General features: G+C 36.1%; 24 protein-coding genes. 6 read left to right on the top strand and 18 right to left on the bottom strand.

Annotated features, from left to right (window positions below; genetic code table 11):
• Positions 1–53 precede the first annotated feature (53 nt).
• Positions 54–842 (bottom strand): aldo/keto reductase, encoded by a 789-nt coding sequence (locus ACQKMD_RS06090; protein ID WP_427750444.1) that lies wholly within the window; start codon positions 840–842, stop codon positions 54–56.
• 247 nt (positions 843–1,089) lie between these two features.
• Between ACQKMD_RS06090 and ACQKMD_RS06085 the strand changes: the two genes are divergently transcribed.
• Together ACQKMD_RS06085 and ACQKMD_RS06080 are read left to right on the top strand one after the other, a co-directional pair.
• Positions 1,090–2,388 carry an NCS2 family permease gene (locus tag ACQKMD_RS06085; protein WP_427750341.1) on the top strand — a complete coding sequence of 433 codons (1,299 nt, stop codon included), beginning with the start codon at positions 1,090–1,092 and terminating at the stop codon, positions 2,386–2,388.
• A gap of 80 nt (positions 2,389–2,468) precedes the next feature.
• Positions 2,469–2,624, top strand: a complete 156-nt coding sequence (locus ACQKMD_RS06080) for a transposase (protein WP_427750339.1) — start codon at positions 2,469–2,471, stop codon at positions 2,622–2,624.
• Here ACQKMD_RS06080 and ACQKMD_RS06075 read toward each other — a convergent pair.
• The 3 genes from ACQKMD_RS06075 to queG all read right to left on the bottom strand — a co-directional run bounded on the left by ACQKMD_RS06075 (position 2,621) and on the right by queG (position 4,766).
• Positions 2,621–2,800 carry a hypothetical protein gene (locus tag ACQKMD_RS06075; protein ID WP_427750337.1) on the bottom strand — a complete coding sequence of 60 codons (180 nt, stop codon included), beginning with the start codon at positions 2,798–2,800 and terminating at the stop codon, positions 2,621–2,623. The genes ACQKMD_RS06080 and ACQKMD_RS06075 overlap by 4 nt on opposite strands.
• A 341-nt stretch (positions 2,801–3,141) precedes the next feature.
• The gene (gene trmL, locus ACQKMD_RS06070) at positions 3,142–3,615 is read right to left on the bottom strand and encodes a tRNA (uridine(34)/cytosine(34)/5-carboxymethylaminomethyluridine(34)-2'-O)-methyltransferase TrmL (RefSeq protein WP_427750335.1); all 474 of its coding nucleotides are present in this window, start codon (positions 3,613–3,615) and stop codon (positions 3,142–3,144) included.
• Between the two features lie 14 nt (positions 3,616–3,629).
• Complete coding sequence (gene queG / locus ACQKMD_RS06065; RefSeq protein ID WP_427750333.1) at positions 3,630–4,766, bottom strand: tRNA epoxyqueuosine(34) reductase QueG; 1,137 nt, start codon at positions 4,764–4,766, stop codon at positions 3,630–3,632.
• A 62-nt stretch (positions 4,767–4,828) separates the two neighbouring features.
• On the opposite strand from queG, the gene ACQKMD_RS06060 reads away from it, so the two are divergent.
• Positions 4,829–5,518 (top strand): B3/B4 domain-containing protein, encoded by a 690-nt coding sequence (locus tag ACQKMD_RS06060; protein ID WP_427750442.1) that lies wholly within the window; start codon positions 4,829–4,831, stop codon positions 5,516–5,518.
• Between the two features lie 187 nt (positions 5,519–5,705).
• Here ACQKMD_RS06060 and ACQKMD_RS06055 read toward each other — a convergent pair whose 3' ends face one another.
• The 11 genes from ACQKMD_RS06055 to ACQKMD_RS06005 form a co-directional block, all read right to left on the bottom strand.
• On the bottom strand, positions 5,706–6,710 hold the full coding sequence (locus ACQKMD_RS06055) for an ABC transporter ATP-binding protein (protein ID WP_427750332.1): 1,005 nt from the start codon (positions 6,708–6,710) through the stop codon (positions 5,706–5,708).
• Positions 6,707–7,636: an NlpC/P60 family protein gene (locus tag ACQKMD_RS06050; RefSeq protein WP_427750330.1), complete on the bottom strand. Its 930-nt coding sequence runs from the start codon at positions 7,634–7,636 to the stop codon at positions 6,707–6,709. Before ACQKMD_RS06050 ends, ACQKMD_RS06055 begins: the two co-directional genes overlap by 4 nt.
• Positions 7,637–8,725: a dipeptide epimerase gene (locus ACQKMD_RS06045; RefSeq protein WP_427750328.1), complete on the bottom strand. Its 1,089-nt coding sequence runs from the start codon at positions 8,723–8,725 to the stop codon at positions 7,637–7,639.
• Positions 8,726–8,743: 18 nt separating this feature from the next.
• Positions 8,744–9,667: a S66 peptidase family protein gene (locus ACQKMD_RS06040; protein WP_427750326.1), complete on the bottom strand. Its 924-nt coding sequence runs from the start codon at positions 9,665–9,667 to the stop codon at positions 8,744–8,746.
• A 100-nt stretch (positions 9,668–9,767) separates the two neighbouring features.
• Positions 9,768–11,393 (bottom strand): peptide ABC transporter substrate-binding protein, encoded by a 1,626-nt coding sequence (locus ACQKMD_RS06035; RefSeq protein WP_427750324.1) that lies wholly within the window; start codon positions 11,391–11,393, stop codon positions 9,768–9,770.
• A gap of 61 nt (positions 11,394–11,454) precedes the next feature.
• On the bottom strand, positions 11,455–12,447 hold the full coding sequence (locus ACQKMD_RS06030) for an ABC transporter ATP-binding protein (RefSeq protein ID WP_427750440.1): 993 nt from the start codon (positions 12,445–12,447) through the stop codon (positions 11,455–11,457).
• A gap of 71 nt (positions 12,448–12,518) precedes the next feature.
• Positions 12,519–13,454, bottom strand: coding sequence for an ABC transporter permease (locus tag ACQKMD_RS06025; RefSeq protein ID WP_427750323.1), 936 nt, complete (start codon positions 13,452–13,454; stop codon positions 12,519–12,521).
• Entirely contained in the window at positions 13,451–14,389 is a 939-nt protein-coding gene (locus ACQKMD_RS06020; protein ID WP_427750321.1) for an ABC transporter permease, read from the bottom strand. Before ACQKMD_RS06020 ends, ACQKMD_RS06025 begins: the two co-directional genes overlap by 4 nt.
• A 23-nt stretch (positions 14,390–14,412) precedes the next feature.
• Positions 14,413–15,237, bottom strand: coding sequence for a M55 family metallopeptidase (locus tag ACQKMD_RS06015; RefSeq protein ID WP_427750320.1), 825 nt, complete (start codon positions 15,235–15,237; stop codon positions 14,413–14,415).
• A 318-nt stretch (positions 15,238–15,555) separates the two neighbouring features.
• Positions 15,556–16,476, bottom strand: coding sequence for a S66 peptidase family protein (locus tag ACQKMD_RS06010; RefSeq protein ID WP_427750318.1), 921 nt, complete (start codon positions 16,474–16,476; stop codon positions 15,556–15,558).
• A 96-nt stretch (positions 16,477–16,572) separates the two neighbouring features.
• Positions 16,573–16,845, bottom strand: coding sequence for a hypothetical protein (locus tag ACQKMD_RS06005; RefSeq protein ID WP_427750316.1), 273 nt, complete (start codon positions 16,843–16,845; stop codon positions 16,573–16,575).
• A gap of 568 nt (positions 16,846–17,413) precedes the next feature.
• On the opposite strand from ACQKMD_RS06005, the gene ACQKMD_RS06000 reads away from it, so the two are divergent.
• Positions 17,414–17,629: a hypothetical protein gene (locus ACQKMD_RS06000; protein WP_427750314.1), complete on the top strand. Its 216-nt coding sequence runs from the start codon at positions 17,414–17,416 to the stop codon at positions 17,627–17,629.
• Between the two features lie 338 nt (positions 17,630–17,967).
• Here the strand turns inward: ACQKMD_RS06000 and ACQKMD_RS05995 are convergent, their stop codons facing one another.
• The 3 genes from ACQKMD_RS05995 to ACQKMD_RS05985 form a co-directional block, all read right to left on the bottom strand.
• The gene (locus ACQKMD_RS05995) at positions 17,968–19,008 is read right to left on the bottom strand and encodes a YheC/YheD family protein (protein WP_427750312.1); all 1,041 of its coding nucleotides are present in this window, start codon (positions 19,006–19,008) and stop codon (positions 17,968–17,970) included.
• 256 nt (positions 19,009–19,264) lie between these two features.
• A complete protein-coding gene (locus ACQKMD_RS05990; protein ID WP_427750311.1) occupies positions 19,265–19,705 on the bottom strand; it encodes a CotY/CotZ family spore coat protein in 441 nt (146 codons plus the stop codon).
• 16 nt (positions 19,706–19,721) lie between these two features.
• Positions 19,722–20,939 (bottom strand): ATP-grasp domain-containing protein, encoded by a 1,218-nt coding sequence (locus tag ACQKMD_RS05985; protein WP_427750309.1) that lies wholly within the window; start codon positions 20,937–20,939, stop codon positions 19,722–19,724.
• Positions 20,940–21,715: 776 nt separating this feature from the next.
• On the opposite strand from ACQKMD_RS05985, the gene ACQKMD_RS05980 reads away from it, so the two are divergent.
• Together ACQKMD_RS05980 and ACQKMD_RS05975 are read left to right on the top strand one after the other, a co-directional pair.
• Positions 21,716–23,323 carry an ATP-binding protein gene (locus tag ACQKMD_RS05980; RefSeq protein ID WP_427750308.1) on the top strand — a complete coding sequence of 536 codons (1,608 nt, stop codon included), beginning with the start codon at positions 21,716–21,718 and terminating at the stop codon, positions 23,321–23,323.
• Positions 23,324–23,334: 11 nt separating this feature from the next.
• Positions 23,335–24,054: a response regulator gene (locus ACQKMD_RS05975; RefSeq protein WP_427750306.1), complete on the top strand. Its 720-nt coding sequence runs from the start codon at positions 23,335–23,337 to the stop codon at positions 24,052–24,054.
• Positions 24,055–24,201 lie beyond the last annotated feature (147 nt).

Genomic DNA, 24,201 nt, shown 5'->3' with positions numbered 1-24,201 from the left:
TAAAAAAACTCCGTCTTCTAACGTGATCCGCAACTGAACGAGTATCTTCAATATTAAAACTTAAAACTAAAATGATCTGGATGTGCGCCGGTTCTTTCGTCTTTGTTTAATGCACTGATTAATTGCATGTCTTCATTTGTCAGTTCAAAATCGAATACATCAGCGTTTGCTTTTATACGACTTGGTGTTACAGATTTTGGAATCACAATATTATCCAACTGTAAATGCCAACGAATTATAACTTGTGCTGCAGATTTTCCGTATTTTTGGCCAATACTAGTGATAGCTGTATCTTCCACAATTTTGCCTCTTGCTAACGGAGACCATGCAGTAACGGCGATGTCATTTACTGCACAGAAGTCACGCACTTCTACTTGGGTTAAATATGGGTGTACTTCGATTTGGTTGACCATCGGTTTGACATTAGCTGTAGCAAAGATTTCTTCTAGATGGTGAATTTGATGATTAGAAACACCTGTTGCACGGAGTAGTTTTTCATCATAAAGACGTTCAATCGCACGATATGTGTCTTTATATTTGTCAGGTACTGCCCAATGAGTTAAATATAAATCTAAATAGTCTATATCTAATTTCTTTAATGATATTTCAAAAGCACGTAAAGTTTCATCATAACCTTGATCTGTGTTCCAAACTTTTGATGTAATGAATAAATCTTCACGTTTTACATTAGAAGCTCTGACTGCTTCCCCAACCTCAACCTCATTGTTATATAGAGAAGCGGTGTCAATTGCGATATAACCCGTATCAATTGCAGTAGTCATCGCTTGAATCGCCTCTTCACGATCAGTCATTTTGTATACGCCAAGTCCAAAACGTGGCATTCCCACGCCGTTATGTAGTGGTTTTGTAGATGTAATATTCAACACATTAGCACAACTCCTTCTAATTGATTAATTTAATTTTATTATACAAATATAATCAAATTATTTCGAGAATAACGATTTTGAGAAAAACAGTTGATTTCTCGAATAGGAACAATCATTATTTCGCGTATAATTTCTCTAATAGGAACGAATATAGTACTTCGCGTTATAAAAATTGTTCATTTCCAAGAGAGAGGGTATTAGGATGTTTCGTTTAAAGGAAAATGGAACGAATGTTAAGACTGAACTAATAGCAGGCATGACTACATTCTTTACAATGATATACATCGTTGTTGTGAATCCAAGTATGTTAGCTGCATCTGGGGTTCCACTTGACCAAGTGTTCATAGCGACTATAATTGCTATCGTTATAGGAACTTTATGGATGGCGTTATTTGCGAATTATCCACTTGTTATCGGACCAAGTATGGGTTTAAATGCATATTTTACTTATTCAATCGTATTATCATCAGATGGTAAAGTTGATTATTTAACTGCATTTGCTGCTGTTTTTGTGGCAGGTATTATTTTCGTTCTTTTATCACTAACGCCACTACGTGAAAAATTAATTATAGCAATTCCTGAAAATTTAAAACGTGCAATTGCTGCAGGTATTGGTTTATTTATCGCTTTCCTGGGCTTGCGTATGGGTAATGTTATTGTCGATAGTGAAAGTAACTTAGTGATGCTAGGTGATTTGACTTCTCCTGGTGTACTACTAACATTATTCGGTTTATTTGTAACAGTAATTTTAATGGTACGTAATGTCAGTGGCGCCTTATTCATCGGAATGATCATTACAGGTATTGTTGCAACTTTAACGAATCAATTGCATATTAATAAGGTGGTTTCACTTCCTCATCTACCTGAAGGTGTATTAGTTTGGAATCCGATCGAAGCAATTAGCCAGGTTATTTCTTATGGATTATATAGCGTTGTGTTTTCATTTATTTTAGTTACACTCTTTGATACGACAGGTACTATGATTGGGGTTGCGAAACAAGCGGGTTTAATGAAAGGTAATAAATTACCACGCGCTCGCAAAGCATTGTTAGCTGACTCAGTTGCTACAACTTTCGGTGCTATGTTTGGTACAAGTCCAACTACAGCATTTGTTGAATCTTCTGCTGGTGTTGCTGCTGGTGGCCGTACAGGTTTAACTAGCTTAACTGTCGCTATTCTATTCATCGTTGCTTCATTCTTTGGGCCATTAGTTAATGCTGTATCAGGGGTTTCAGCAATTACTTCACCGATATTAATCATTGTTGGTACGTTGATGATTGGTTCTATTAAAGAAATTGAATGGGATAAATTTGAGGAAGCTTTCCCCTCATTTTTAATTATTTTAATCATGCCACTTACTTCAAGTATCGCAACAGGAATTGCCTTCGGATTTATCTCTTACCCTATTTTAAAAATAGCGAAAGGAGAGGCAAAAAAAGTACATCCTTTGCTTTATTTATTTGCTATTTTATTTGCATTTCAATTAACCTTTTTAGCTTAATAATTCAAAAAAATTCCCACTGCATAGGTGCTGCACCCCAAATGTTAGAGTTTAAAATCTAACTTTTGGGGTGTTTTTGTATGGCAAAATATAGCGATGAATTTAAATTAAAAGTTGTTAAAGAATATTTAAAAGGTACTTTAGGCTATAAATTATTAGCTATTAAATATGGTATTCCTTCTGAATCTCAAATGAAAAGATGGGTACGTGTCTGGGGTCATTACCATATTATTTAATCCTCACGTTGATGAATTAGTGGTGCTTTATCTGACTGTACAGGATCTTGTATTCGACCATCACGTTCAAGTTCCTCACCATCACGCATTTTATCCATTTGCTTGCCTAATTGTTTAAGCTCCTCCATTGAAGTTGCCATTGAGCCATTTACTGGTTGCTTTTCATGCTTATCCATATTATCCGCTCCTTTAACAAAAATGTATTACTTAGGAATTATTTGCATCTTTTATTCATCCTATGCGATTAGTAAGAACATTACAAATAATAAAGAACGAATTCTGCCATAATTTTATAACTTGGGAATATTTCATTTTAATACAAAGTAGGCTATACTTGATAAAGAACTTTTTATAAACATGAGGAGGGTACTTCCATGAAATTAATTTTAATTCTTGGTGTTTGTGTAGCATTCTTAACTGCAATTTTCACTTCAGGTTATGAAGACAAACAAGGAACTTCTGAAAAATAATCCATTATATAAAAAGAGGACAACCTACTTCATAGGCTGTCCTCTTTTTATTTTAAGCCAGGGAAATTTTGTTGGCGTAGTGCTTCAAAAATTAAAATAGCTGCAGTATTTGAAAGATTTAACGAGCGTATATTATCACTTTGTGGAATACGCAAGCATCGATCCTGATGTCCTTCTAATAACTCCATTGGAATTCCTGTCGTTTCCTTCCCAAAAATAAAGAAAATCTCTTCATTTTGGTTACTAAAGTTAAAATCTGAATAGGCTTTATCACCAAATGTTTCAATATAATAAAATGACCCACCATCATTTTTTCTGAAAAATTCATCCGCTGAATCATAATACGTAATATCGACACTATGCCAATAATCTAATCCAGCTCTTTTCAACATTTTATCGTCCGTTGAAAATCCCAAAGGACGGATTAAATGTAAGCTTGTATTCGTACCAGCACAAGTTCTGGCGATATTACCAGTGTTGGCCGGTATTTCTGGTTGATATAAAACGATATGCAAAGACAACTTTGACACTTCCTTTATTTTTCTGCTAAAAAGGCTAATCCTTTTTCTATTTCTATAATAACCTCAGGATCTTGTTCTTTTTGTAGTGCTGTTTGTAAAGTTTGTTCTGCTTCTACTACACCCATTTTACCAATAGCCCATGCAGCTGTTCCACGGATTACTGGACGTTCATCATTCTGTAAAACTTCGATTAGTTTTGGCATGGCTGACTCTTCTTTAAAATGAGCGAGTGCAATTATAGCATTACGCTGAATTGGTTTCTTCCCTCTCCATGAGCCAGATATATAGCCGAATTTTGCCTTAAACTCCTTATTTGAAATTGTTAATAATGGCTCTAGTAGTGGCTTCGCAATTTCAGGATCTGGTTTAAAGGCATCGTGTAGCCAATTGAGTTTGCCTTTGTTTTTTGGACAAACCGTTTGACAAGTATCACAACCATAAATTCGATTACCGATTTTCGTACGAAATTCATCAGGCAAAAAACCTTTTGTCTGTGTCAAAAACGCTACACAGCGGTTTGAGTTTAATTGGCCTCCTTGTACGATAGCACCTGTCGGACAAACATCAATACAAAGTGTGCAATCCCCACATTGGTCAGTTATTGGTTCATCTGGTGCGAAAGGAATATTCGTAATCATTTCTCCTAAATAAACGTAAGATCCAAATTCAGGGGTAATGATTGAACAGTTTTTTGCACTCCAACCAATGCCCGCTCGTTCAGCTACAGCACGGTCAGACAACTCTCCAGTATCAACCATCGAACGCGTTTTAGCATGCGGGATTTTCTCCTGTAAAAAAGCTTCAAGTAATGCTAATTTTTCGCGTAGCACAGTATGATAATCCATTCCCCAAGATGCTCGACAGAAAATACCTCTGCGCTCACCACGTTTACCTTTAGGTGCATTTTCCATTCGTGAAGGATAAGCAATCGCGATGGCAATAATACTTTGTGCTTCTTCTAGCAAAAGGGTTGGTTCAGTGCGTTTTTCAATATCGGATTCTTCAAAGCCAGATTGGAAGTTGAGCTCTTGCTGGCGACGTAATAAGTTCTTTAACTCCAAAAATGGTGTAGCGGATGTAAAACCAATTTTATCTATGCCAATGGTTTTTGCGTACTCAATCAGCTCTTCTTGCAAGTCGTTGACAATCACTTGGTTCTACTCCTTTCTATATGTTACACTTGTGAAAATACAAGATATAGGTGATGTTCATGATAAAAGTTGCATTAGATTCTACTTTATTAAACAAAGTACCAGACTTTAAAATCGGCATTATCCATTATACCAAAATTGTCGTGTCTGAATCTCCTCAAATGATTAAGGGACGTACTCAGTTATATCAAGAGAACTTATTTCTAGAATTACAGGATAAACCTGTAACTGAGCGTGCTGGCATTTCTGAATGGCGTAAGCTTTGGAAATCACTTGGTGCAGATCCAAACCGCTATCGTCACTCAGCTGAAAGTTTGATGCGTCGTATTGCCAAGCAAAACTACATAACGCCATTTCATTCGGCAGTAGACTTAAATAATTTCTTTTCATTACAATACGAAATGCCAGTTGGTATTTATGATATTAACAATTTAGATGGTGATATAACAGTATCACTTGGTAATGGGGAAACGGGCTATGAAGGGTTAAATGGCCGCTTCAACTCGCTAAATAATATTATTGTCACTTCAGATATAAAAGGAGCATTTGGTAGCCCCTTTGTCGATTCAAAACGGACAGCTGTAACAGAGAATACGACCGAAGCGCTTCACGTATTCTATTTACGTCCTTCTTTATCTCCTAAAGAGAGCACTGAATTGTTAGCAGCTGCAGGCAAAATGTTCACGCAAGTGCATGGTAGCGACTTCACGACTGGTCTACTATCTAAAGATCAACAATCACTTGAAATTTAATGGGGTTCTATATTTATTACATTTTGCCGTTACGAAAAAACGGGGCTGTCCCAAAAGGGCTAAATCATCCAAAATGAAGTAAATAAAAAACCAAGAATGCTGTTAAATCAACATTCTTGGTTTTTAAAATGGAGCGACAATGAGTCGAAATAGGACTTATTAGATAACCCCGTTTTTTATATGTTCTTTAGTGGGCAATTATCTCAAACTGCTCCATCGCAAGCACTTCTTCATCATATAAATGGCAAGCTATATAGTGCCCTTCGCTTTTTTCTAGCCATTTTGGTTGTAGTTGGGAACAAACTTCTTTCGCCTTTGGACATCGGGTGTGGAAAACGCATCCTGTTGGTGGATTAATCGGGCTCGGTAATTCTCCTTCAAGAATAATACGCTCTCTTTTTTCCTCAATATCCGGATCAGGTATCGGAATAGCTGATAATAAAGCTTGTGTATATGGATGAAGAGGCTCTTGATAAAGTTGTTTACTTGTCGTCAGTTCTACCATTTGCCCTAAATACATAACGCCAATTCGTTTTGAAATATATTTTACCATTGATAAATCATGTGCAATAAATAAATACGTTAATCCTTTCTCCTTTTGGAGCTTCTGCAATAGCTTTACTACGGATGCTTGAACAGATACATCTAAAGCTGAAATCGGCTCATCAGCAATTATTAACTTCGGCTCAAGTGCTAATGCTCTGGCAATTCCTATTCTTTGACGTTGACCACCTGAGAATTCATGGGGATAGCGATTGGCATGATCACGATTCAAACCAACATCCTCTAATAATTCATATATTCTTTCTTTTAGCTCTTCTTTCGATTTATTTAAATGATGAATTTCTATTGGTTCTGCAATAATTTCAAAAACAGTAGAACGCGGATTTAATGATGCATATGGATCTTGGAAAATCATTTGCATCTTTTTTAAGAAGTTGTTGCGTTCTTTCTCTGTCATTGAATGAACATCTTGATCTTCGAATAACACTTTACCATCTGTACGATTATACAAACCTAAAATTGTTCTGCCTGCTGTAGATTTGCCACATCCCGACTCGCCAACTAATCCAAACGTCTCACCTTCCATCACATCAAAACTTATGCCATTTACCGCTTTTAATGTTGCACCTTTTCCTAAATCAAAATGTTTTTTTAGTTGTTGTACGGATAATATTATTTTCTCTGTCATGTTGTTTTCACTCCCGGTCCATAGCGTCTAACATCACATATTTCTTCCTCGAATATCGTGCCTGCAAGTTTTATCAGTTCAACCGTTTTCCCTGTTTGAGGCGAATGAAGCATTTGTCCATCTCCGTAGTAAAAACCTACATGCCTCACAGATTTTGTGCCCTTTTCATCTGCAAAGAATAATAAATCTCCTACTTGCCATTCCTCTTCATTGTCCTTTGTTATAGCCATCCCATATGTAGCTTGATCACCTGCATCTCTCGGAATTCGCAGGCCGCAAGCCTTGGCCATATTATAAGTAAAGCCAGAACAGTCATAGCCATACGAAGACATACCACCCCAAATATACGGTAAGTCCAAATAATTCAACCCAAACTGTACAGCCTTACCCATCTTTTGAACAATGTCTCCTGTATATTTTACTGCACCCAATTTTAATACTTTTCCTCTTCCTATTGGTGTATCAACAATATAATACTGCCCTCTCTCATCTAATACAGGCAATACCGTATTAAAAGATAAGACAATTTGTGGTGTATCATCTTCTGACCATAATTGTGTTTTATCTACATTCACAATGATGTTTTCCATTGACTCTGAAAGTTGTTGCTTAGCTAGTTGCACTAAAGGCACCCAGCCAGGATAACCTCTTTCATCCTTATGAGTAGGTTGCAAAATGGCAATAACTTTCGCCCATTCTCCGTGAATCTCCTCTACTATTACAGGTTCTCCAAATAACAATTGCGTTTGAATTCTATTGCTATCACATAAATCTAATCGTTCTTTATAAGGGAGTGCTTCTAACCATTTTACAAGCTGTACGGGGTTTGTAATAGCTGGTTGATCAATATCTCGAGCTGATTCTGGCTTCGTCCAAATAGATGCTACTGCAACAGAACAATGCCAAATATTATGTAATGCTGCCATCTAGTTCTCCCCCTTAAATACTTCCTCAATGCCTAACCCACTGCGTTCTGAGAAACAAATCTTACTTTCTTTATATATGACTCCTCCCTTGATCGTTTCAAAATTCAACATTAACGGAGCATCAAAGTCATAATATTGTATATTTGGTTGACTAGCTGCAAAATGAGCTGCAGCAGTAATACCAATTTTGGTTTCTATCATACTCCCTGTCATACATTGCACTCCGCAACTTTCGGCTAGTGCATTGATTTTCAAGGCTTGATAAATCCCGCCTGCTTTCATCAACTTAATATTAATTAAATCGGCTGCACGCATCTCTAAAATAATTTTTGCATCATGCACTGAAAAGACACTCTCATCAGCCATAATTGGTGTTAATGTATGATCCGTTACAAATTTTAAACCATGCATATCATGCGCTAATACGGGTTGTTCAATCAATTCTATTTCTAGACCTAGATCTTCCATTTTAGAAATGGCATACACAGCTTCCTTTGCATTCCAACCTTGATTGGCATCTAGTCGAAGTTTTGTTGTATAACCAATTTCATCTCGAATTGCTTTTATCCGAGCGATATCTTCAGAAATTTCACCAATACCGACCTTTACTTTCAATACATGAAATCCATTAGCAATATATTTTGCTGCATCAGCTGACATTTCTTCTGGAGAATTTACGCTTACTGTATAATCCGTTTCTATTTCCTTTTTATGCCCACCCAAAAACTGATAAAGTGGGAGTTCTCCTCGTTGTGCAATCAAATCATACAATGCCATATCTATTGCTGCTTTTGCACTTGTATTACCCACTATAGCGGTATGCAACGTTTGAAAAACTTGCTCATAAAACCGGAGATCTTGCCCACTTAATAATGGTGCAAATACTTTTTCAACAGCATATTGAATACTTCCTAATGTTTCACCTGTTATCACATGTGTTGGAGGCGCTTCCCCCCAACCTACTCGCCCATCATCAACTGTTACTCGTACATAAATGGACTCTGCGACTGTTACAGTACGTAATGCTGTTTTAAATGGCTTTTGTAAAGGTACAGCAACTTTAAATGCTTCAACGGATTGGATAATCATGACGTGTCACTCCTTAATTTATTGGACCCCTGGTAAAATGGTCAACGTTTTATCATTAGCATTTAAAATAGCCTCTGCTCCTAAAGGTATTGCGAAATGGGGTTCACAATGTCCAATTTTAAAACCCTTTACTACTGGCACATTTAAAGCACCTAAATAATGAGTTAGCACTTCCTCTACCGTCAATGTTACTTTACGCTTTTTCGGTTCTGTATTGCTAAAATCGCCTACAATAAAGCCTGTTGCATCTTGTAATTTCCCCGCTTGTCGTAATTGGTTTAGCATACAATCTATTCTATAAGGCTCTTCATCTACATCCTCAATTAATAGAATTTTCCCTCTTGTATCGACATCAAATTCTGTTCCAAGTCCATTTGATAAGAGACTTAAGTTACCTCCTGTGATTTCTCCTTTTGCCACCCCTGCAACCATTGTCTCCAAGGGTGAGTAATCCTCTGTATACTGCAACTCCATTGGTTGAAAAAGTTGTTTAAACATTTGACCCGACTTTTCTCGGAATGTTGGCCTCCCTACATCAGAAGCTAGCATTGGTCCATGAAAGGTGATGAAATTAGAGTACTTTCCTATCGCTGTATGTAGAAATGTAATATCTGAATAGCCCCAGAAGATTTTAGGATTATCAGCAAGGAACTGAAAATCAATTTTATCTGTAAAACGTGCCGAGCCGTAACCACCACCAGCGCATACGATACCTGCAATTGTAGGGTCCGCAAACATAGTATGTAGGTCATTTAGCCGTTCTTCATCAGTACCTGCTAAATAACCATCTATATTCTCCACGGATGGACCAAATTTATAATGCAATCCAAGCCCTTCAAGAAATACGAGTGAATGTTGTAAACTTTCAAGGTTTGGTGGACTTGATGGAGCTATAATCCCAATCGTGTCACCCTTTTGAAGTCTCATAGGTCTTTTTTTCATCATCGTTTCCTCCCTTTCTAAAATAAATCAAAGAACGCGGCATATGCATTCCCTCATTTATTAAAGAAAGTGCAGTACCTATAATAGGCACCGCTACTTATTAGTTTTTATCTGCCCACTTCAGTTCCGTATAACCAACTGGGTGACGAACAATACCAGATACATTAGATTTTTCTAATGAAACTTGATTATAGAAATATAATGGGACAATTGGTGCTTCATCGATTAACACACGCTCAGACTCTTGTAATGCTTCCCAGCGTTTTGTTGCATCTGTTTCTTGTTTAGCTGTTTTAATCAAGCTATCAAATTTTTTATTTGACCATCCTGTACGGTTCATTGGAGAACCTGTAATAAAACTTTCAAGTGCATTGATTGGATCAGCATAGTCATATAAGAATGATGAACGAGATGTTTGATGCTTCAGTTCTTTTTGTTCAGCTAAGAATACACTAGCTTCTACGTTCTGAAGTTTTGCATCTACACCTAGTGCCTCTTTAATTTGACTCTGTAAAGCTACAGCGATATTTTGATGTTCTGGGCTTGTTGAATAAGTTAATGTCACTTTAGGAAGCTTAGACCAGCCTTCTTCTTTCATACCTTCTTTTAACAATTTCTTTGCTTCTTCTTTATCTAAAGAAACTAAATCTCCAACTGATTCACGGAATTCTTTACCATCTGGACCTTTAAAGCCATATGTTACGAAACCATGTGCTGGTTTCTCGCCATTTTTTGTTACATATTGCACGATATTCTCTTGGTCTATTGCTTTAGCAAAAGCTTGGCGTATTTTTTTATTTGTAAATGGCTTTTTCTCTACATTAAATCGATAGAAGTATATGCCTGCTTGGTCTTCTACATGTAATTCTTTATCATCCTTTAACTGTTCTGCTAGCTCAGCAGGAACGCCTGATACGTCTAGCTCATCTGATTTGTACATTTGATATTCAGTATTCGTATCATTCACCATTGCCCAATCTACTTTATCAAGCTTTACAGAGTCTTTTTCCCAATACTGATTATTCTTTTTGAATACGAATTTCACATCATGTTCCCATTCTGATAAATTGAATGGCCCATTACCGACGAATGAATCTGCTTCTGCAAACCATTTCGGATTTTTCTTCGCAACTTTCTTATTCACAGGGAAGAAACTAGGGTTTGTAATGATGCTCAAGAACGCATCAGTCGGTGCATTCAACTTCACTTCAAATGTCTTATCATCTGTTGCTTTGATTGCTACTTCCTCCGCCTTACCTTTACCAGTGTTATAAGCTTCAGCGCCATCAATTGAATAAGCTAAGAATGCTGCTGGTGAAGCTGTTTCTGGATTAAGCATATGTAGCCATCCAAAAACAAAATCTCCTGCCGTTACTGCATCACCATTTGACCATTTAGCACCATCTCGAATTGTAAAAGTATAAGTTAATCCATCATCAGAAACAGCAATTTTTTCAGCTGTCGCTTCTACAGGTTGATCTTTGTCATTAAAGCGAACTAAACCTTCCATCAAGTTATTTAATGCATTCCAAGATACTGCATTAAAACCAACAGATGGATCAAAAGAAGTTGGTTCACTACCATTATTTAAGTAAAGAACTTTTCCTTTAGCATCTCCCTCACCCTTTCCGGATGATGGTTCTTTACCTGCTTCTTTACTTGCCGTACAAGCGGATAAAACAATTGCAAATACTGCTACAAATAAAACTGTTAACCACTTTTTCATGAATGATCCCCCTTTAACTCTTTTGTGAAATATATTAAGCACAAGGTGCCTCTCACCATTTTCAGTTAAATAATCCTTTTGCACGTTCATCTTGTAACCAACAATCTACCTTATGCTTCTCAGATAGAGATATTGCAGTTGGATATACATGACTACATACTTCCATCGCATATGGACATCTCGCTGTAAAAGCACAGCCATCTGGTGGAGCAAATAAATCTGGTGGTGTGCCTTCAATTGGCTCTAATTCTTCCTCTACTAAATCTAGTCGAGGTACAGAATTTAACAGTCCCTTTGTGTAAGGATGTGCGGGTTCATAAAAGATCTCTCGCTTCGTACCTATTTCAATAATCTTACCTGCATACATAACTGCAATCCGATCAGCTATTTTAGCAACTACTCCCAGGTCATGTGTGATTAAGATAATGGAGACCCCTGTTTTCTTTTGAATTTCATCAAACAGTTCTAAAATTTGCGCTTGAATCGTAACATCCAGTGCAGTTGTTGGCTCATCCGCAATTAATAAGGTTGGTTCACATATTAAAGCGATTGCTATAACAATCCTTTGCCTCATTCCACCGGAAAACTGATGAGGATACTGTTTTAAACGTTCACTAGGATTTGATATTCCTACAAGTAGTAGCATTTCAATAGCCTTAGTTTTAGCTTCTGCCTTACTTATCTTATGATGCGTACGTAGTCCCTCAGTCAACTGTTCTCCAATTGTCATCGTTGGGTTTAATGCCGTCATTGGATCCTGGAAAATCATTGACACATCTAGACCTTGAATTTTACGCAGGTCTGATTTCCTGTAAGAAGTCAAATCTTTGCCTTTAAAGATTACTTTACCATTTGTAATTTTCCCTGGAGGTTGCGGGATTAATCCCATAATTGCATTTGATGTAACACTTTTACCGCAACCAGATTCTCCTACAATGGCAAGTGTTTCACCTTTATGCAAATCGAATGTAACGCCCCTTACAGCTTGAACTACACCTCCAAATGTAGTAAACGTCACCTGTAATTCTTCCACTTGTAAAATTTTCTCACTCATCTTCTCTTTTTCTTCGAATGTAGGTTGCCCCGTAAATTTGTTGTGTAGCGCTTGTTCACGTACCATCCCACTCACCCTCCTTGTTTTGGATCGAGTGCATCTTGCAGTCCATCCCCAAGAACGTTAAATGCAAACATCGTTAAGGAAATAAATAATGCTGGGAAGAATAACCTCCACCAATCTCCAGATAAGATAACCGGTAATGCATCATTCGCCATAACACCCCAGCTGGCAAATGGCATTTGAATGCCTAAGCCTAAAAAGCTTAAAAAGGCTTCAGCAAAAATTGCACTTGGTACTGTCAGGGTCATCTGTACAATAATAGTTCCCATTGTATTTGGTAACAGATTTTTTCGGATGATGCGTGAAGTCTTAGCCCCAAAAGACTTAGAAGCTGTTACAAATTCATAATTCTTGATTTGCAATACTTGCCCACGAACAATTCGTGCCATACCAACCCATCCTGTAATTGTTAAGGCAACGATAATTGTCGTTAAGCTAGGTCCCATTACAACCATTAACAAAATAACTACAAGTAAATGAGGTAGACCATATAAAACTTCAATGATTCGCATCATGATTAAATCAGTTTTGCCGCCCTTATAACCACTAAAACCCCCATAAATAATGCCAATAAAGAAATCTATAAATGCAGCCATCAAACCGACAAATAGAGAAATTCTAGCTCCATACCAAGTTCTAGTAAAAACATCTCGCCCCGCTTCGTCCGTTCCAAACCAATAAGTCATAGAAGGCGCTTTGTTTTGATTTGGATAATCCGTTGCAGTTACTGAATATGGCGAGAATATAGGGACAAATATAGCCATCAAAGCAAGCAATATTAAAAAAAACAGCCCTAACATCGCTAGCTTATTCTTTCTTAACTTACGCCAACCATCTGCCCAATAAGATAATGATGGCCTAACTACCATTTCAGCCTTTTCCAAGTTCTTCGATTTAGGTTTAAACCACTCGTCTTTTATTTCAACATCTTTTATACTGGTCATGATGATTCACCTTCTTTTTTGTGCAATTTAATACGTGGATCTAATATGCCATATACAATATCGACTAGGAATAACATGAATACTAAAAATGCACTATAGAAAACAGTAGAGCCCATAATAACGGGATAGTCACGATTATTAATACTTTCAACGAAATATTTTCCCATTCCTGGAATTGCGAAAATACGTTCAATAACGAACGTACCTGTTAAAATACCCGCTAGCATCGTCCCCATAATTGTTACAATCGGCATCATTGCGTTTCGGAGTGCATGCCGGATAATAATTCTAGAAGGTTTCAAACCTTTCGCTCTCGCCATCTTTATATAATCTTGAGTCAGTACCTCTAACATACTAGAACGAGTGAGCCTAGCAATAATTGCCATAGGTCCTGTTGCTAATGCTAAAGTTGGCAAAATCATATGTAGTGGACTCTGCCAAGTTGCTGCTGGTAACCATCCCAATTCACCTGCAAAAATTTGAATGAGTAATGTTGCTAAAATAAAGTTAGGAACTGAAATACCTACAACGGCAAAAGTCATCGCTAGATAATCAATTATCCCGTTATGCCGGAGTGCTGCTAGTGTGCCTAATACTACACCTGATAAAACGGCCACGAGTATTGTCACAATCCCTAGCTCAAACGAAATAGGAAACCCCCTAGCGAGTAAACTATTAACTGAGTCATTTGGTTTCTTAATCGAAGGACCAAAATCAAATGTAACAATTGCCTTCAAATAATTCATATATTGCACCGGCAATGGCTCATCTAACTTATAGTATTTTTCAAGATTCTCTTGAATTGTAGGATTTGAAGTACGATCATTATCAAATGGCGAGCCGGGAACTGCATGCATTAAAAAAAACGTCAATGTTGCAATAAGCAATACCGTTACAATCATCATGAAGAAGCGCTTTATAATATATTGAATCATTCAAACCCTCCCCCTCCTCTTTATTAGCAATATCGTGTTTGGTAAGCCAACTCAGCCATTACTAGCATCGCTCTATATGCTTCTAAAATATCCCTTGCCTGAAACTCCACCATTGTTGTACCTTCAATAATTCTCGTTCCTGGCATTAATGCAGCCCACTCGGCTTGCCCGTAATTTGTAAACTCAATACATAACGTCGGTGTAGCTGGTGGTACAAGTGGTTTAATTGAATCCTTTTTCGCAATTGCCTCAGCCGTTTTTTCAGCTAACAACGCACGTGCTTTTTTAGGATGTAATGTCTTCACGGCCGATCTCGAAATTGATTCTTTTACTGCTACAGTTACAACACCAGGAATAAGTGCTTCAATCTCACGACATGCACAATCATCACCTGCTAGGAAAATAACTGGTACTCCAAAATAACCAGCCACATAAGAATTAAAGCCAATTTCACCGATTTCTACATCATCAATGAACATTGTTCGAATACTAAATGTCATTGAATGGCTCATTACCCCAGGTTGCCCCGCTCTCGCATGATAACCAGCGAACATAACGCCATCAAATGTTTCATTTACGTTTTGAACCATTGAGAGAGGTTTTAAATCTCCCGTGATCAAATCTGCATCCTCATGCAAATCCTCGACCAATAAATTATTCATTTTGGAATGGCTGTCGTTCACTAACACTTCCTTAGCCCCGCTTTTAAAAGCAGCACTTATTATTGCGTTAGCCTCATCTGTCATAATTTTTCTAGAGTGTTCATAATTATTTTCTGATTGAGATACAAACGTATAATCCGGTAACCCCGTAATTCCTTCCATATCTACTGATAAAAAATACTTCACAATACCACCCCTTTTAGTTTTTATAATATTCTGATAATATTATAAAAATACATTAGCAGAAATTTACTTTAATATCAATTATTTATAAATTAATATATTTACTTTTAATTACTGGGATATACTAATAGATATATAAAAAAACTCACCTCGTAGAGAGATGAGTTTCATAGTAAAAGTTTTGTAGTTTAATGCAAATTTTATTAACAAGAAGCTATTGTATTAAAATAATGTCTGAAGAATTATGATAAATAGTATTGAGTATTGTACCTTCAACTAATACCCAATTTTTTAATTTTTATTGAATGCTATAGTAAGGCATCATTGAACACCAGGTAAAATAGCCAAACGCTTACGATCTGCATCTAGAATAGCATCCACACCTAATGGAATAGCTACATTTGGTTCACAATGTCCTATTTTAAAACCGCTCACAACGGGTTTGCCTAGATGACCAAAATAATGGTCAAATACTTCATCTAGTGTAAGTGACTCTACATAATCTTTCGGCTCTGCGTTTGTAAACTCTCCAACAATAACACCTGCTACTTCATCTAGCTTGCGTGACAGCTTTAACTGATTGAGAAGACCATCAATTTGAGCTGGCTCTAAACCAATATCCTCAATAAGCAAAATCTTACCTTTAGTATCGATTTCATACTTGGTCCCAATACTGCTGACAATTAGCGATAAATTACCACCTGCAAGTTCTCCTCTTACCGTACCGCGTGACACGGTTGTAAGTTTAGAGATATCTTCTTCATAATGAATCTCAGCCGGTTCAAATAACTGCTTAAACATATGCTTAGAACGTTCAGTAACATCTTCCCTACCCATACTAGATAAAGTTGGACCATGGAAAGTCACAATATCTGAATACAAACCAAACGCGGTATGTAAATACGTAATATCTGAAAATCCCCAGAAAATTTTAGGATTCTCCTCTAATAATTGATAATCGATGCGTTCTGCAATACGTGCACCACCATAGCCACCACTAGCACAGAAAATCGCTGTAATGTTAGGATCTTTAATCATATCGTGTAAATCCGATAAACGCTCCTCATCTGTTCCTGCTAAATATCCATTCTTCATTTGTACAGAGTTGCCAATAACATATTTCAAGCCAAGCTCATCCAAAAAAGCGAATGACTTTGTTAACGTTTCTATATTTGGTGGACTGGCAGGTGCAATAATCCCAACTGTATCTCCAGCTTGTAATCTCTTTGGACGTATTTTCATCTCCTAAAACTCCTAGTAATATATTCTTTTTCTTATTTCTACTTTAACAAACTCTATATATGAAAAGCGAATTCTTAAGTCATCTGTGAGTACAGTTTAAATTAGGTTTCCTAATGAAACTTTAATTACATTGTGAATTATTAGAACTGAACCTCTACCACAAATCCTTTTTACTGGCTTCTGATAAAAAATTGCTTCCAATTGTTTTAAACTTGTATTTTCTTCTAGAACCAGTGTAAATTCTTTTCCATCAACTAATTTTAAAGTTAAAGTACCACTGTTACCATGTATGGTATGTAGTGATTGCAATTCGTTGATGGTCACTTCTGCGAGATCATCGAAACTGATAATACGGTTTCCTTTTCTCATTAAAAATTCTCTAGATGATAAAATTGCATCTAATGCTTGTTCCCGTTTTTTCCCTCTTGGTACAATGCGCCAACGTCTGAGACTACTAAAAAATAATTCCAGTATAATTGAATTTCCTCCCAATTGCTACATGCCATATAGTTGTCGCCCTATTTGTCCAAACCATAGCTCTTTCTGTTTAATATACACTTTATAATAGCCGTCCCTAGCGAAAGAATTACCTTGTATTGCATAGAAAAAATTCATGTTGTCACTCCAAAAAGTATTGTTAGAGTTTTCTACACCTCATCTTTTTTAGAATAATTATTGACTTTAATTTATAACTAAATAGATCATTAGTTATTTTCACCTTATTCAAGACAACAAAAAAAGAGCCCTCATAATGAGAACTCTTGATAAAGTTTATTTTTAGGATACCGGTGGTCGGGGACAAACAGACACTCTCAAAAGAACACGATTTTGAGTATACATCAAAATAGGAGTTCCTATTATTATATAACCCTTAATGCTTGATGCGTATTAATGTTTAAAATAAGAATATGATTTTCTTTATGTTGAAGATAATGTCATGTTTGGTCCTATTGTGACACTTAAAAAATCTGGTTATCCAATCACGCCAACTTCGAATAATCGCTCACATTTACAATTCAACGCTGATATTGGGAAAAATGTTTGGTTTGATGCTGGGGTCATAGTAATGCCAGGTGTGACAATTATTGATAATTCGGTTAATGGTGCGGGAAGTATCGTGACAAAAGATATTCCGGAAAACGTGATGGAGTAGGAGACCCTTGTAAAGTGGTTCGTGAAATTAGAGAGTGATAAGGTGTACTATTTTAAAAATCCAAAAATAGATTTTGAATTTTAAGGTGCGAATGTTTAATGTTCGTCAGTACAAAGGGAGCAATACTTTATTTGCTCCCCTTTATTTCTTCAAGAATCTACCCCTTTAATTGAACAAGAAAAAAGAGCAGTCTACGCAGCTCATTAATCTTCGAGTAAAGCCTCCGCTAGTTCAATAACGGATTTTTTCATTTACCTAATATTGTATACAATCTAGATAAAATTTCTTTTAAAAAACGGCCTTCTCAAAAAGTAATGGCAGTTACATTTCTCTAAGCCTCAATTCGAAGACAAGTTCTTGTTATTAAGGGCTAAATATTTAGCGTAATGAATCGTGTTTTTTGCTACGTCTAATTCACTATTAAATATTATTGGGATTCCAGGCCGCCAATTTACTTCAAATAACCACAATCTTTGGTTTTCATCGATTCCAACGTCAATTCCTAATTCATCGAGTGGGAAATCATCATATAATGAATCAAAATGGCTAGAAAAGCTTAATGAAAAATGCTCAAGTGATCTTTTGACATTGAACCAGTCATCATTAAACTCTTTTTGTAAAAAATGATCAAGATAAGCAGTATAACCGCCACTACCTAAATTAGATGTAATACTGCCCAAAGGTCCTATACGGGGGTATATTGATGTAATGACCCATTTGCCCTCTCCATTTTTTTGTACATGCAAACGGAAATCGGATACATGGCCTGATTTTATCTGACATGAAATAAACCTTTGAACTATATATTCTTGTTCCTGAATTTTAAGTAACGCCAAGTCTAATAACTCTTCTTTCGTATAAATTGAGATTTTGCCTGCGTCATTAATTTTGAATTCATCATCTTCTTTTTCAATGAAAAGGATACCCGCACCTTGGTGGCCAGAAATAGGTTTCATAATGATTTTTGGATATAGATTAATCATGTCCAGTAAATCTTTGACATTTGTTAGTTCGAGTGTTGGAATCAGGTATTGTTTAAAATCCTCACCTTCCTTAATCCTATTATGGACACTCAATTTATCTCCGATTGAATGACTAGTAAATGGAATCCTCTCAAATAAATAGTCGAAGGTTTGCTCTGCTTTTTCACCTAAGGGATAACTTGCATTATAAATGACATCTGGAAATGGATATTCCTTGTCAATCCACACACCATTTTCATAATATTTCCCGATAATTTTTTGGTTTTCAATATCAACTTTACCAGGTGTAAAGTAAAAAAACTCCACACCTTCAGCTTTAGCCACAACAGAATAAGCGTAGGCCTTCTTAACTTTCTCAGGTTCTGCTCTGTGATGCAGCATTCCAATTAAGACCATATTTTTTCATCTCTCCTTATAAAAGATATCATTCTAAGAAAATCATTAGAGAAGAATATCCCAGTATTCCCCTTTTTATGAACACCTATATCCTATATAATCAATTTATGATTTTCACTGTACAATGACAAAGATACGTGCATAATATATCCAAAAGCCTAGCAGTCCAATTTCCCATCAAGTTTGCTAAATATCTAAAGATGCTTAGTAAGACCGGTGAATCAAAGATTTGAAAATGCTAATTCGTCTTTTGTTCCTAGCACTTTTGTTCAACAATGATACTTTGACGATCTATTAATTTAGGGCTGATACACTGAATACCGGAAAGTTCTTGTATGGATACAATCACTTTAATATTCGTTTTTTCTAATCGATAAGGATTGTGTATGGTGTCTAAACAATTCCCTTCTATATCAATTGGACGTAATAATGATAGGGAGACATTCGAGTCAATTATATCCTCAATACGGAAAAAACAAGTTCTAAATAGGGATTGTGAGGTCGTGGTAGTACCAAAGGTAAAATAAGGTTCAGCAGTTGCTGAGGAATATAAAATAAATGGGATGGTTTCCTGAAGTATACCTTGAAACATTGGTAATTTTGCCCTTTTCTGAGTTCCATAAATCGTTTTCAAAGTAGATTTCAGATTACAAACGGACTCGTCTTCTTCTTTTTTTTCATGTCGGCCATCTATCATTTTTTATCCACTCCAATTAAATAGGTTCAATATAAAAACGGATTTCCTTTGCAGCTTCCTTAGCAATCCTGATTGCTTCTTCTTTATTTTCTGAAGAAGCCAACACATATCCATAGCGATCCCCCATAGATAAAGGTGGATGTAATGTCTTCCCTTTTTTAGGCTTAATAAATACTTCCTCCACGCCGTCTATCCGAGAACAGCGATTTTTTCCTGTCACCTTTATTAAAGTACCTGTAGATTCACTTGTTAAATATTGTGCATATACAAATCTTTTGTATTTTTTTTCGAGACTAGGCTCTTGTCCTAAAAAAATCTTTATGGTTTCTTCAACTAAATTAATTCCATAGGCCGTTTCAATTATTCGATTCATTGCTCCCCCTGAAATCCGAGGGTTTATTTCAATTAGTTTCCATTCATTATTAATTAATCGCATTTCTAAATGGCAAGATCCATTATTCAAATTAAACCGTTCCAGTACCAAACAAACGGTTTCATAGATTTTATTGTAAAGGGCTATGTCCATATCTCCCAACAAACAATAACCAGTAACAATAAAACGGTCGAAAAACGTTATTTCCTGTTCAAGAACTGCAATAATATGAACTTTTCCTTTGTACACACAAGCTTCAATCAAATATTGAGGACCCTCTAAATATTCCTCAATTAATACCTCACTGTTCCCTTTCTTTAATAACGTATTAATGGATTGTTCTAATTGCTTGTCATCTTTGACAAATAACACATCTTTAGAACCAGTTGAAACGGGGGTTTTTACAATGAGAGGAAATAACCCTTTATGATTATCGATAAAGTCTTCTAAGGAATCATCTTTTTCAAACTTTGCAAAATAGGGGGATACCGGAAGATTTTTTAAAAGTTCACGTGTTGAAAGCTTATCTTCCATTCTCTCTAAAGGTTCAGGGGACACTGCAGTCAAATCAAATTCTTTTGACAGTTTTGCAGCTACATGGACATAAGGATCAATAAAACTCAATATTGCTTCTATTTTTTTTCCTTGTGCTTGTATTGCTCTTATATTTTCTTTTAACAAATTATGATTCCTCAATTCAGTCAGAACCATTTGGTGAACTTCTGGGAAATCAAGTCTGTTTTCAAGGAACCGTTTCCTATCGGTTAATAATATAGTAAAAAAACCTAGCCTTTCAGCAGCCTTTATTGCCTCTCTACTTGAACCAGATTTATTACTACCTATAAAAATAATCGTTTTCATAAATTTGCTTATCAACCTTTCTAGTGCCTATGTTGGCATTTTTAGTCTGTAAAAATAGTATATTCAATGGAAACCTGAATTGTTTAGGTCAAATTGACTACAAATAAATAATATATAATTGAAATAATTTAATTTAACTAAAACTCTATTTTTTCAGAGCGAAATCGGCAAGTAACCCTTCCGTATGTCCTAATATCGTCATTAGGATAAAGGTATCTATACCTGCTGCTACCATTCGTCTTGCCAAAGTTGCCTAAATATATGTGGACTAACTCGCTTATTAGTTCCTGCTAGGCTAGCGTATTTCGTAAAACGATTTTAAATGGTATTTACTCGTATCTAAATCTCCTCTCCCAAAATACTGTAGCAGAACTCATAGAACTTTTAGCGATTTTGGCACAAACATAGGGGAAATATTTATTACTTTCTCTCAATACGTCTGGATCTAAACGATTTATTTTAATTAATCTAATAATTTTTTGATATGATACACTATATAGATTTGCTATATCTTGATTCATCATTTTATTTTTTAGATAGTCAAAGTTCTAACAAAACTATTCACCTCAACAATTGTCTTTAGCAAAATAAAAGTATGGCAAACTGAAAATTGTGATGTGATTTATTCAGAACATTTTACAGGTACAATTAAAAGAACATACGGAATTTCAAAAGGTATTAGGAGTGGTTAAACAAGGAAATACATTTCAAGAAGGTTAAGCAATATAATGATATAATGAGATTATTTTAATAAGGGCTTTGAGGAGTTTGAAACGATGAAGCGATTTCTAAATATAAAATTCAATTTAAGAATGAAAATGATTCTGCTTATTAGCTTATTGATTATTAGCATTTGGATAATTTTCTCAGTATTCCTAGAGCGGTTTATATCGGATATGGCGGAGGATCAAATCGGCAAAAGAGCATTGAGTCTTGCCCATAGTGTAGCAAATATACCAGAAGTCAAAGAAGCATTTGCATTGGAGGACCCTTCTTCAGTAATCCAGGGCATCGTTCAACCGATTCAGCAGGAGTCAGGCGCAGAATTTATTGTTGTTGGAAATAAGGAAGGAATAAGATACTCCCATCCCAATCCAGACTTTATAGGAAAGAAAATGGTTGGCGGGGATAATGATAGGGCCTTACTGCTGGGTGAATCCTATAAGTCAAAGAAAGATGGAACACTTGGGTTATCAATCCGTGGAAAAGTGCCAATCCTTTCTGAAGGAACCATCGTAGGTGTAGTATCAGTTGGTTTTCTCAGTAATGATGTACAGAGAATTGTTACAGAACAAAGTAAATCTCTCTGGCTGACCATAAGTGCGATTATTCTACTGGGGATATTCGGTGCTATTTTTATTGCATATTACATCAAAAGGTTATTGTATGATATGGAGCCTGAGGAAATTTCACATTTGTATTTTCAAAAGGAAGCTATATTGCAGTCGACGCATGAAGGCATCATTGCAGTGGACCATCACGGAGCAATTACGGCAATTAATAAAGCGGCTAAAGATATCATTTACAACAAGCTGGAGCAAAAACAAACAGATTTTGTAGGCGCTTCAATAGAAGAAATTGTACCACCGCTCGGCAATAGTATGTATGTAATTCATCGAAGTGGGTTTTATGATCGTGAAATGGTACTAGGCGGGGAAGTTGTGCTTGTTAACCAGACGCCGATTCTAAGTGAAGATGTTTCCACAGGATTTGTCTATACTTTCCGAAAAAAAACGGAGTTAGAAAAAGTAACAGCAGAGCTATCACGAATTAAACAATATGCGAATGCACTGCGGTCACAAACACATGAATTTTCCAATAAACTGCATATTATCCTTGGGTTAGTGCAAAACGACCTACAGAATGAAGCAATAGACTTTATTAAAAAAGAAAGCAATATTCAGCAGGATAGATTAAAGCTTTTATCAGAAAAGGTTGTAGATCCTCTTGTTCAAGCTTTATTTCAAGGAAAGTTTAATCAGGCAAATGAGCTCGGCATTATTATGAGCATTCATCCAGATAGCAGATTCGAATACTCGCTTTCAGAAGAAAAGCAGAATGCGCTTTTAACCGCATTGGGTAACGTGATCGAAAATGCCTTAGAGTCTATTAAACAAAAAGAGGACGGGTTTCGCAAGATTTCAATCTTCTTTACTGATATTGGGGACGATTGTATTTTTGAAATTGAGGATTCTGGTTCAGGAGTATCTGAAGAGAATAGCGCTCGTATCTTTCAGCAAGGGTTTTCAACGAAAAAAGGAAGCCATAGAGGAACAGGCCTAGCGCTAACAAAACTTATGCTGAATGATGCAGGATGCGAGATTCTTCTAGAAGAAGGAGATCTCGGAGGATCTTGTTTTATTATCATCATACCAAAGGATTAAAGGAGATAGCCGTGAACGAAATATTTTCTGTACTTATTATCGAGGATGACTTTAGAGTGGCCGATATTAATCGTCAGTACGTTGAAAAAACCGGTGGCTTTGCCGTGCAAAAAATAGTGAAAAGTAAAAAAGAAGCATTAGAATATCTGGAAACCAGTCATACGATTCCTGATATTTTTCTATTGGATTTATATATTCCTGATGTCGAAGGGATGGATTTTTTTTGGCAGATTCGCCAGTCGTATCATGAAGCGGATATCATTGTTCTAACTGCCGAGAAAGGAACAAAGGCCATTCAGGAAGCCTATCGCGGTGGCGTATTTGATTATATCTTAAAACCAGTTGATGAGAAACGCTTTAGCCAATCGCTATTAAAGTATAAGGACTATCAAGAAAATCTTCAATCTAAAAGTGAAATGGGACAAGGTGAAATAGATACTTTATTTAGCCTTCGCCAAAGTTCTCAATCTCCAACAAGCGATGAAAAACTGCCTAAAGGAATTGATTCTATTACTCTCGATAAAATTTATTTGTTATTCACAGTAAAAGAAATTGATGGGATCACTGCTGTTGAGTTAAGTTCCGAGCTTGGCATTAGCCGTTCGACTGCAAGGCGCTACTTGGAATACTTAGTCTCACAAAGGATGGTAATAACGAAGTTAATCTATGGTACTGTAGGACGGCCTGAGCGAAGATACATCATCTGTGAAACTTATGAACAAAATCAATAAAATAGACAATATTGATTTTATGTTCAGAATATTTATTCTTCTTTTCGTACGTGCTAATCTCATACTAATCTAAAAAATATAATTTTTTACGCTGAATTGAAAACGCATTCATTAATTATAGAATGAGGTTAAGTGTGGAAATTTTTT

Source organism: Viridibacillus sp. NPDC096237 (assembly GCF_050278625.1).
Taxonomy (GTDB): domain Bacteria; phylum Bacillota; class Bacilli; order Bacillales_A; family Planococcaceae; genus Viridibacillus.
The sequence above is the reverse complement of the archived record's forward strand: the minus strand, read 5'-3'. Positions and strand labels throughout refer to the sequence as shown.

Coding starts and splice junctions, on each gene's coding strand:
- ACQKMD_RS06090 (WP_427750444.1), bottom strand. CDS start 842: ATGCCACGTTTTGGACTTGGCGTATACAAAATGACTGATCGTGAAGAG.
- ACQKMD_RS06085 (WP_427750341.1), top strand. CDS start 1,090: ATGTTTCGTTTAAAGGAAAATGGAACGAATGTTAAGACTGAACTAATA.
- ACQKMD_RS06080 (WP_427750339.1), top strand. CDS start 2,469: ATGGCAAAATATAGCGATGAATTTAAATTAAAAGTTGTTAAAGAATAT.
- ACQKMD_RS06075 (WP_427750337.1), bottom strand. CDS start 2,800: ATGGATAAGCATGAAAAGCAACCAGTAAATGGCTCAATGGCAACTTCA.
- ACQKMD_RS06055 (WP_427750332.1), bottom strand. CDS start 6,710: ATGACAGAGAAAATAATATTATCCGTACAACAACTAAAAAAACATTTT.
- ACQKMD_RS06050 (WP_427750330.1), bottom strand. CDS start 7,636: ATGGCAGCATTACATAATATTTGGCATTGTTCTGTTGCAGTAGCATCT.
- ACQKMD_RS06045 (WP_427750328.1), bottom strand. CDS start 8,725: ATGATTATCCAATCCGTTGAAGCATTTAAAGTTGCTGTACCTTTACAA.
- ACQKMD_RS06040 (WP_427750326.1), bottom strand. CDS start 9,667: ATGAAAAAAAGACCTATGAGACTTCAAAAGGGTGACACGATTGGGATT.
- ACQKMD_RS06035 (WP_427750324.1), bottom strand. CDS start 11,393: ATGAAAAAGTGGTTAACAGTTTTATTTGTAGCAGTATTTGCAATTGTT.
- ACQKMD_RS06030 (WP_427750440.1), bottom strand. CDS start 12,447: ATGAGTGAGAAAATTTTACAAGTGGAAGAATTACAGGTGACGTTTACT.
- ACQKMD_RS06025 (WP_427750323.1), bottom strand. CDS start 13,454: ATGACCAGTATAAAAGATGTTGAAATAAAAGACGAGTGGTTTAAACCT.
- ACQKMD_RS06020 (WP_427750321.1), bottom strand. CDS start 14,389: ATGATTCAATATATTATAAAGCGCTTCTTCATGATGATTGTAACGGTA.
- ACQKMD_RS06010 (WP_427750318.1), bottom strand. CDS start 16,476: ATGAAAATACGTCCAAAGAGATTACAAGCTGGAGATACAGTTGGGATT.
- ACQKMD_RS06005 (WP_427750316.1), bottom strand. CDS start 16,845: ATGAGAAAAGGAAACCGTATTATCAGTTTCGATGATCTCGCAGAAGTG.
- ACQKMD_RS06000 (WP_427750314.1), top strand. CDS start 17,414: ATGTTTGGTCCTATTGTGACACTTAAAAAATCTGGTTATCCAATCACG.
- ACQKMD_RS05995 (WP_427750312.1), bottom strand. CDS start 19,008: ATGGTCTTAATTGGAATGCTGCATCACAGAGCAGAACCTGAGAAAGTT.
- ACQKMD_RS05990 (WP_427750311.1), bottom strand. CDS start 19,705: ATGATAGATGGCCGACATGAAAAAAAAGAAGAAGACGAGTCCGTTTGT.
- ACQKMD_RS05985 (WP_427750309.1), bottom strand. CDS start 20,939: ATGAAAACGATTATTTTTATAGGTAGTAATAAATCTGGTTCAAGTAGA.
- ACQKMD_RS05980 (WP_427750308.1), top strand. CDS start 21,716: ATGAAGCGATTTCTAAATATAAAATTCAATTTAAGAATGAAAATGATT.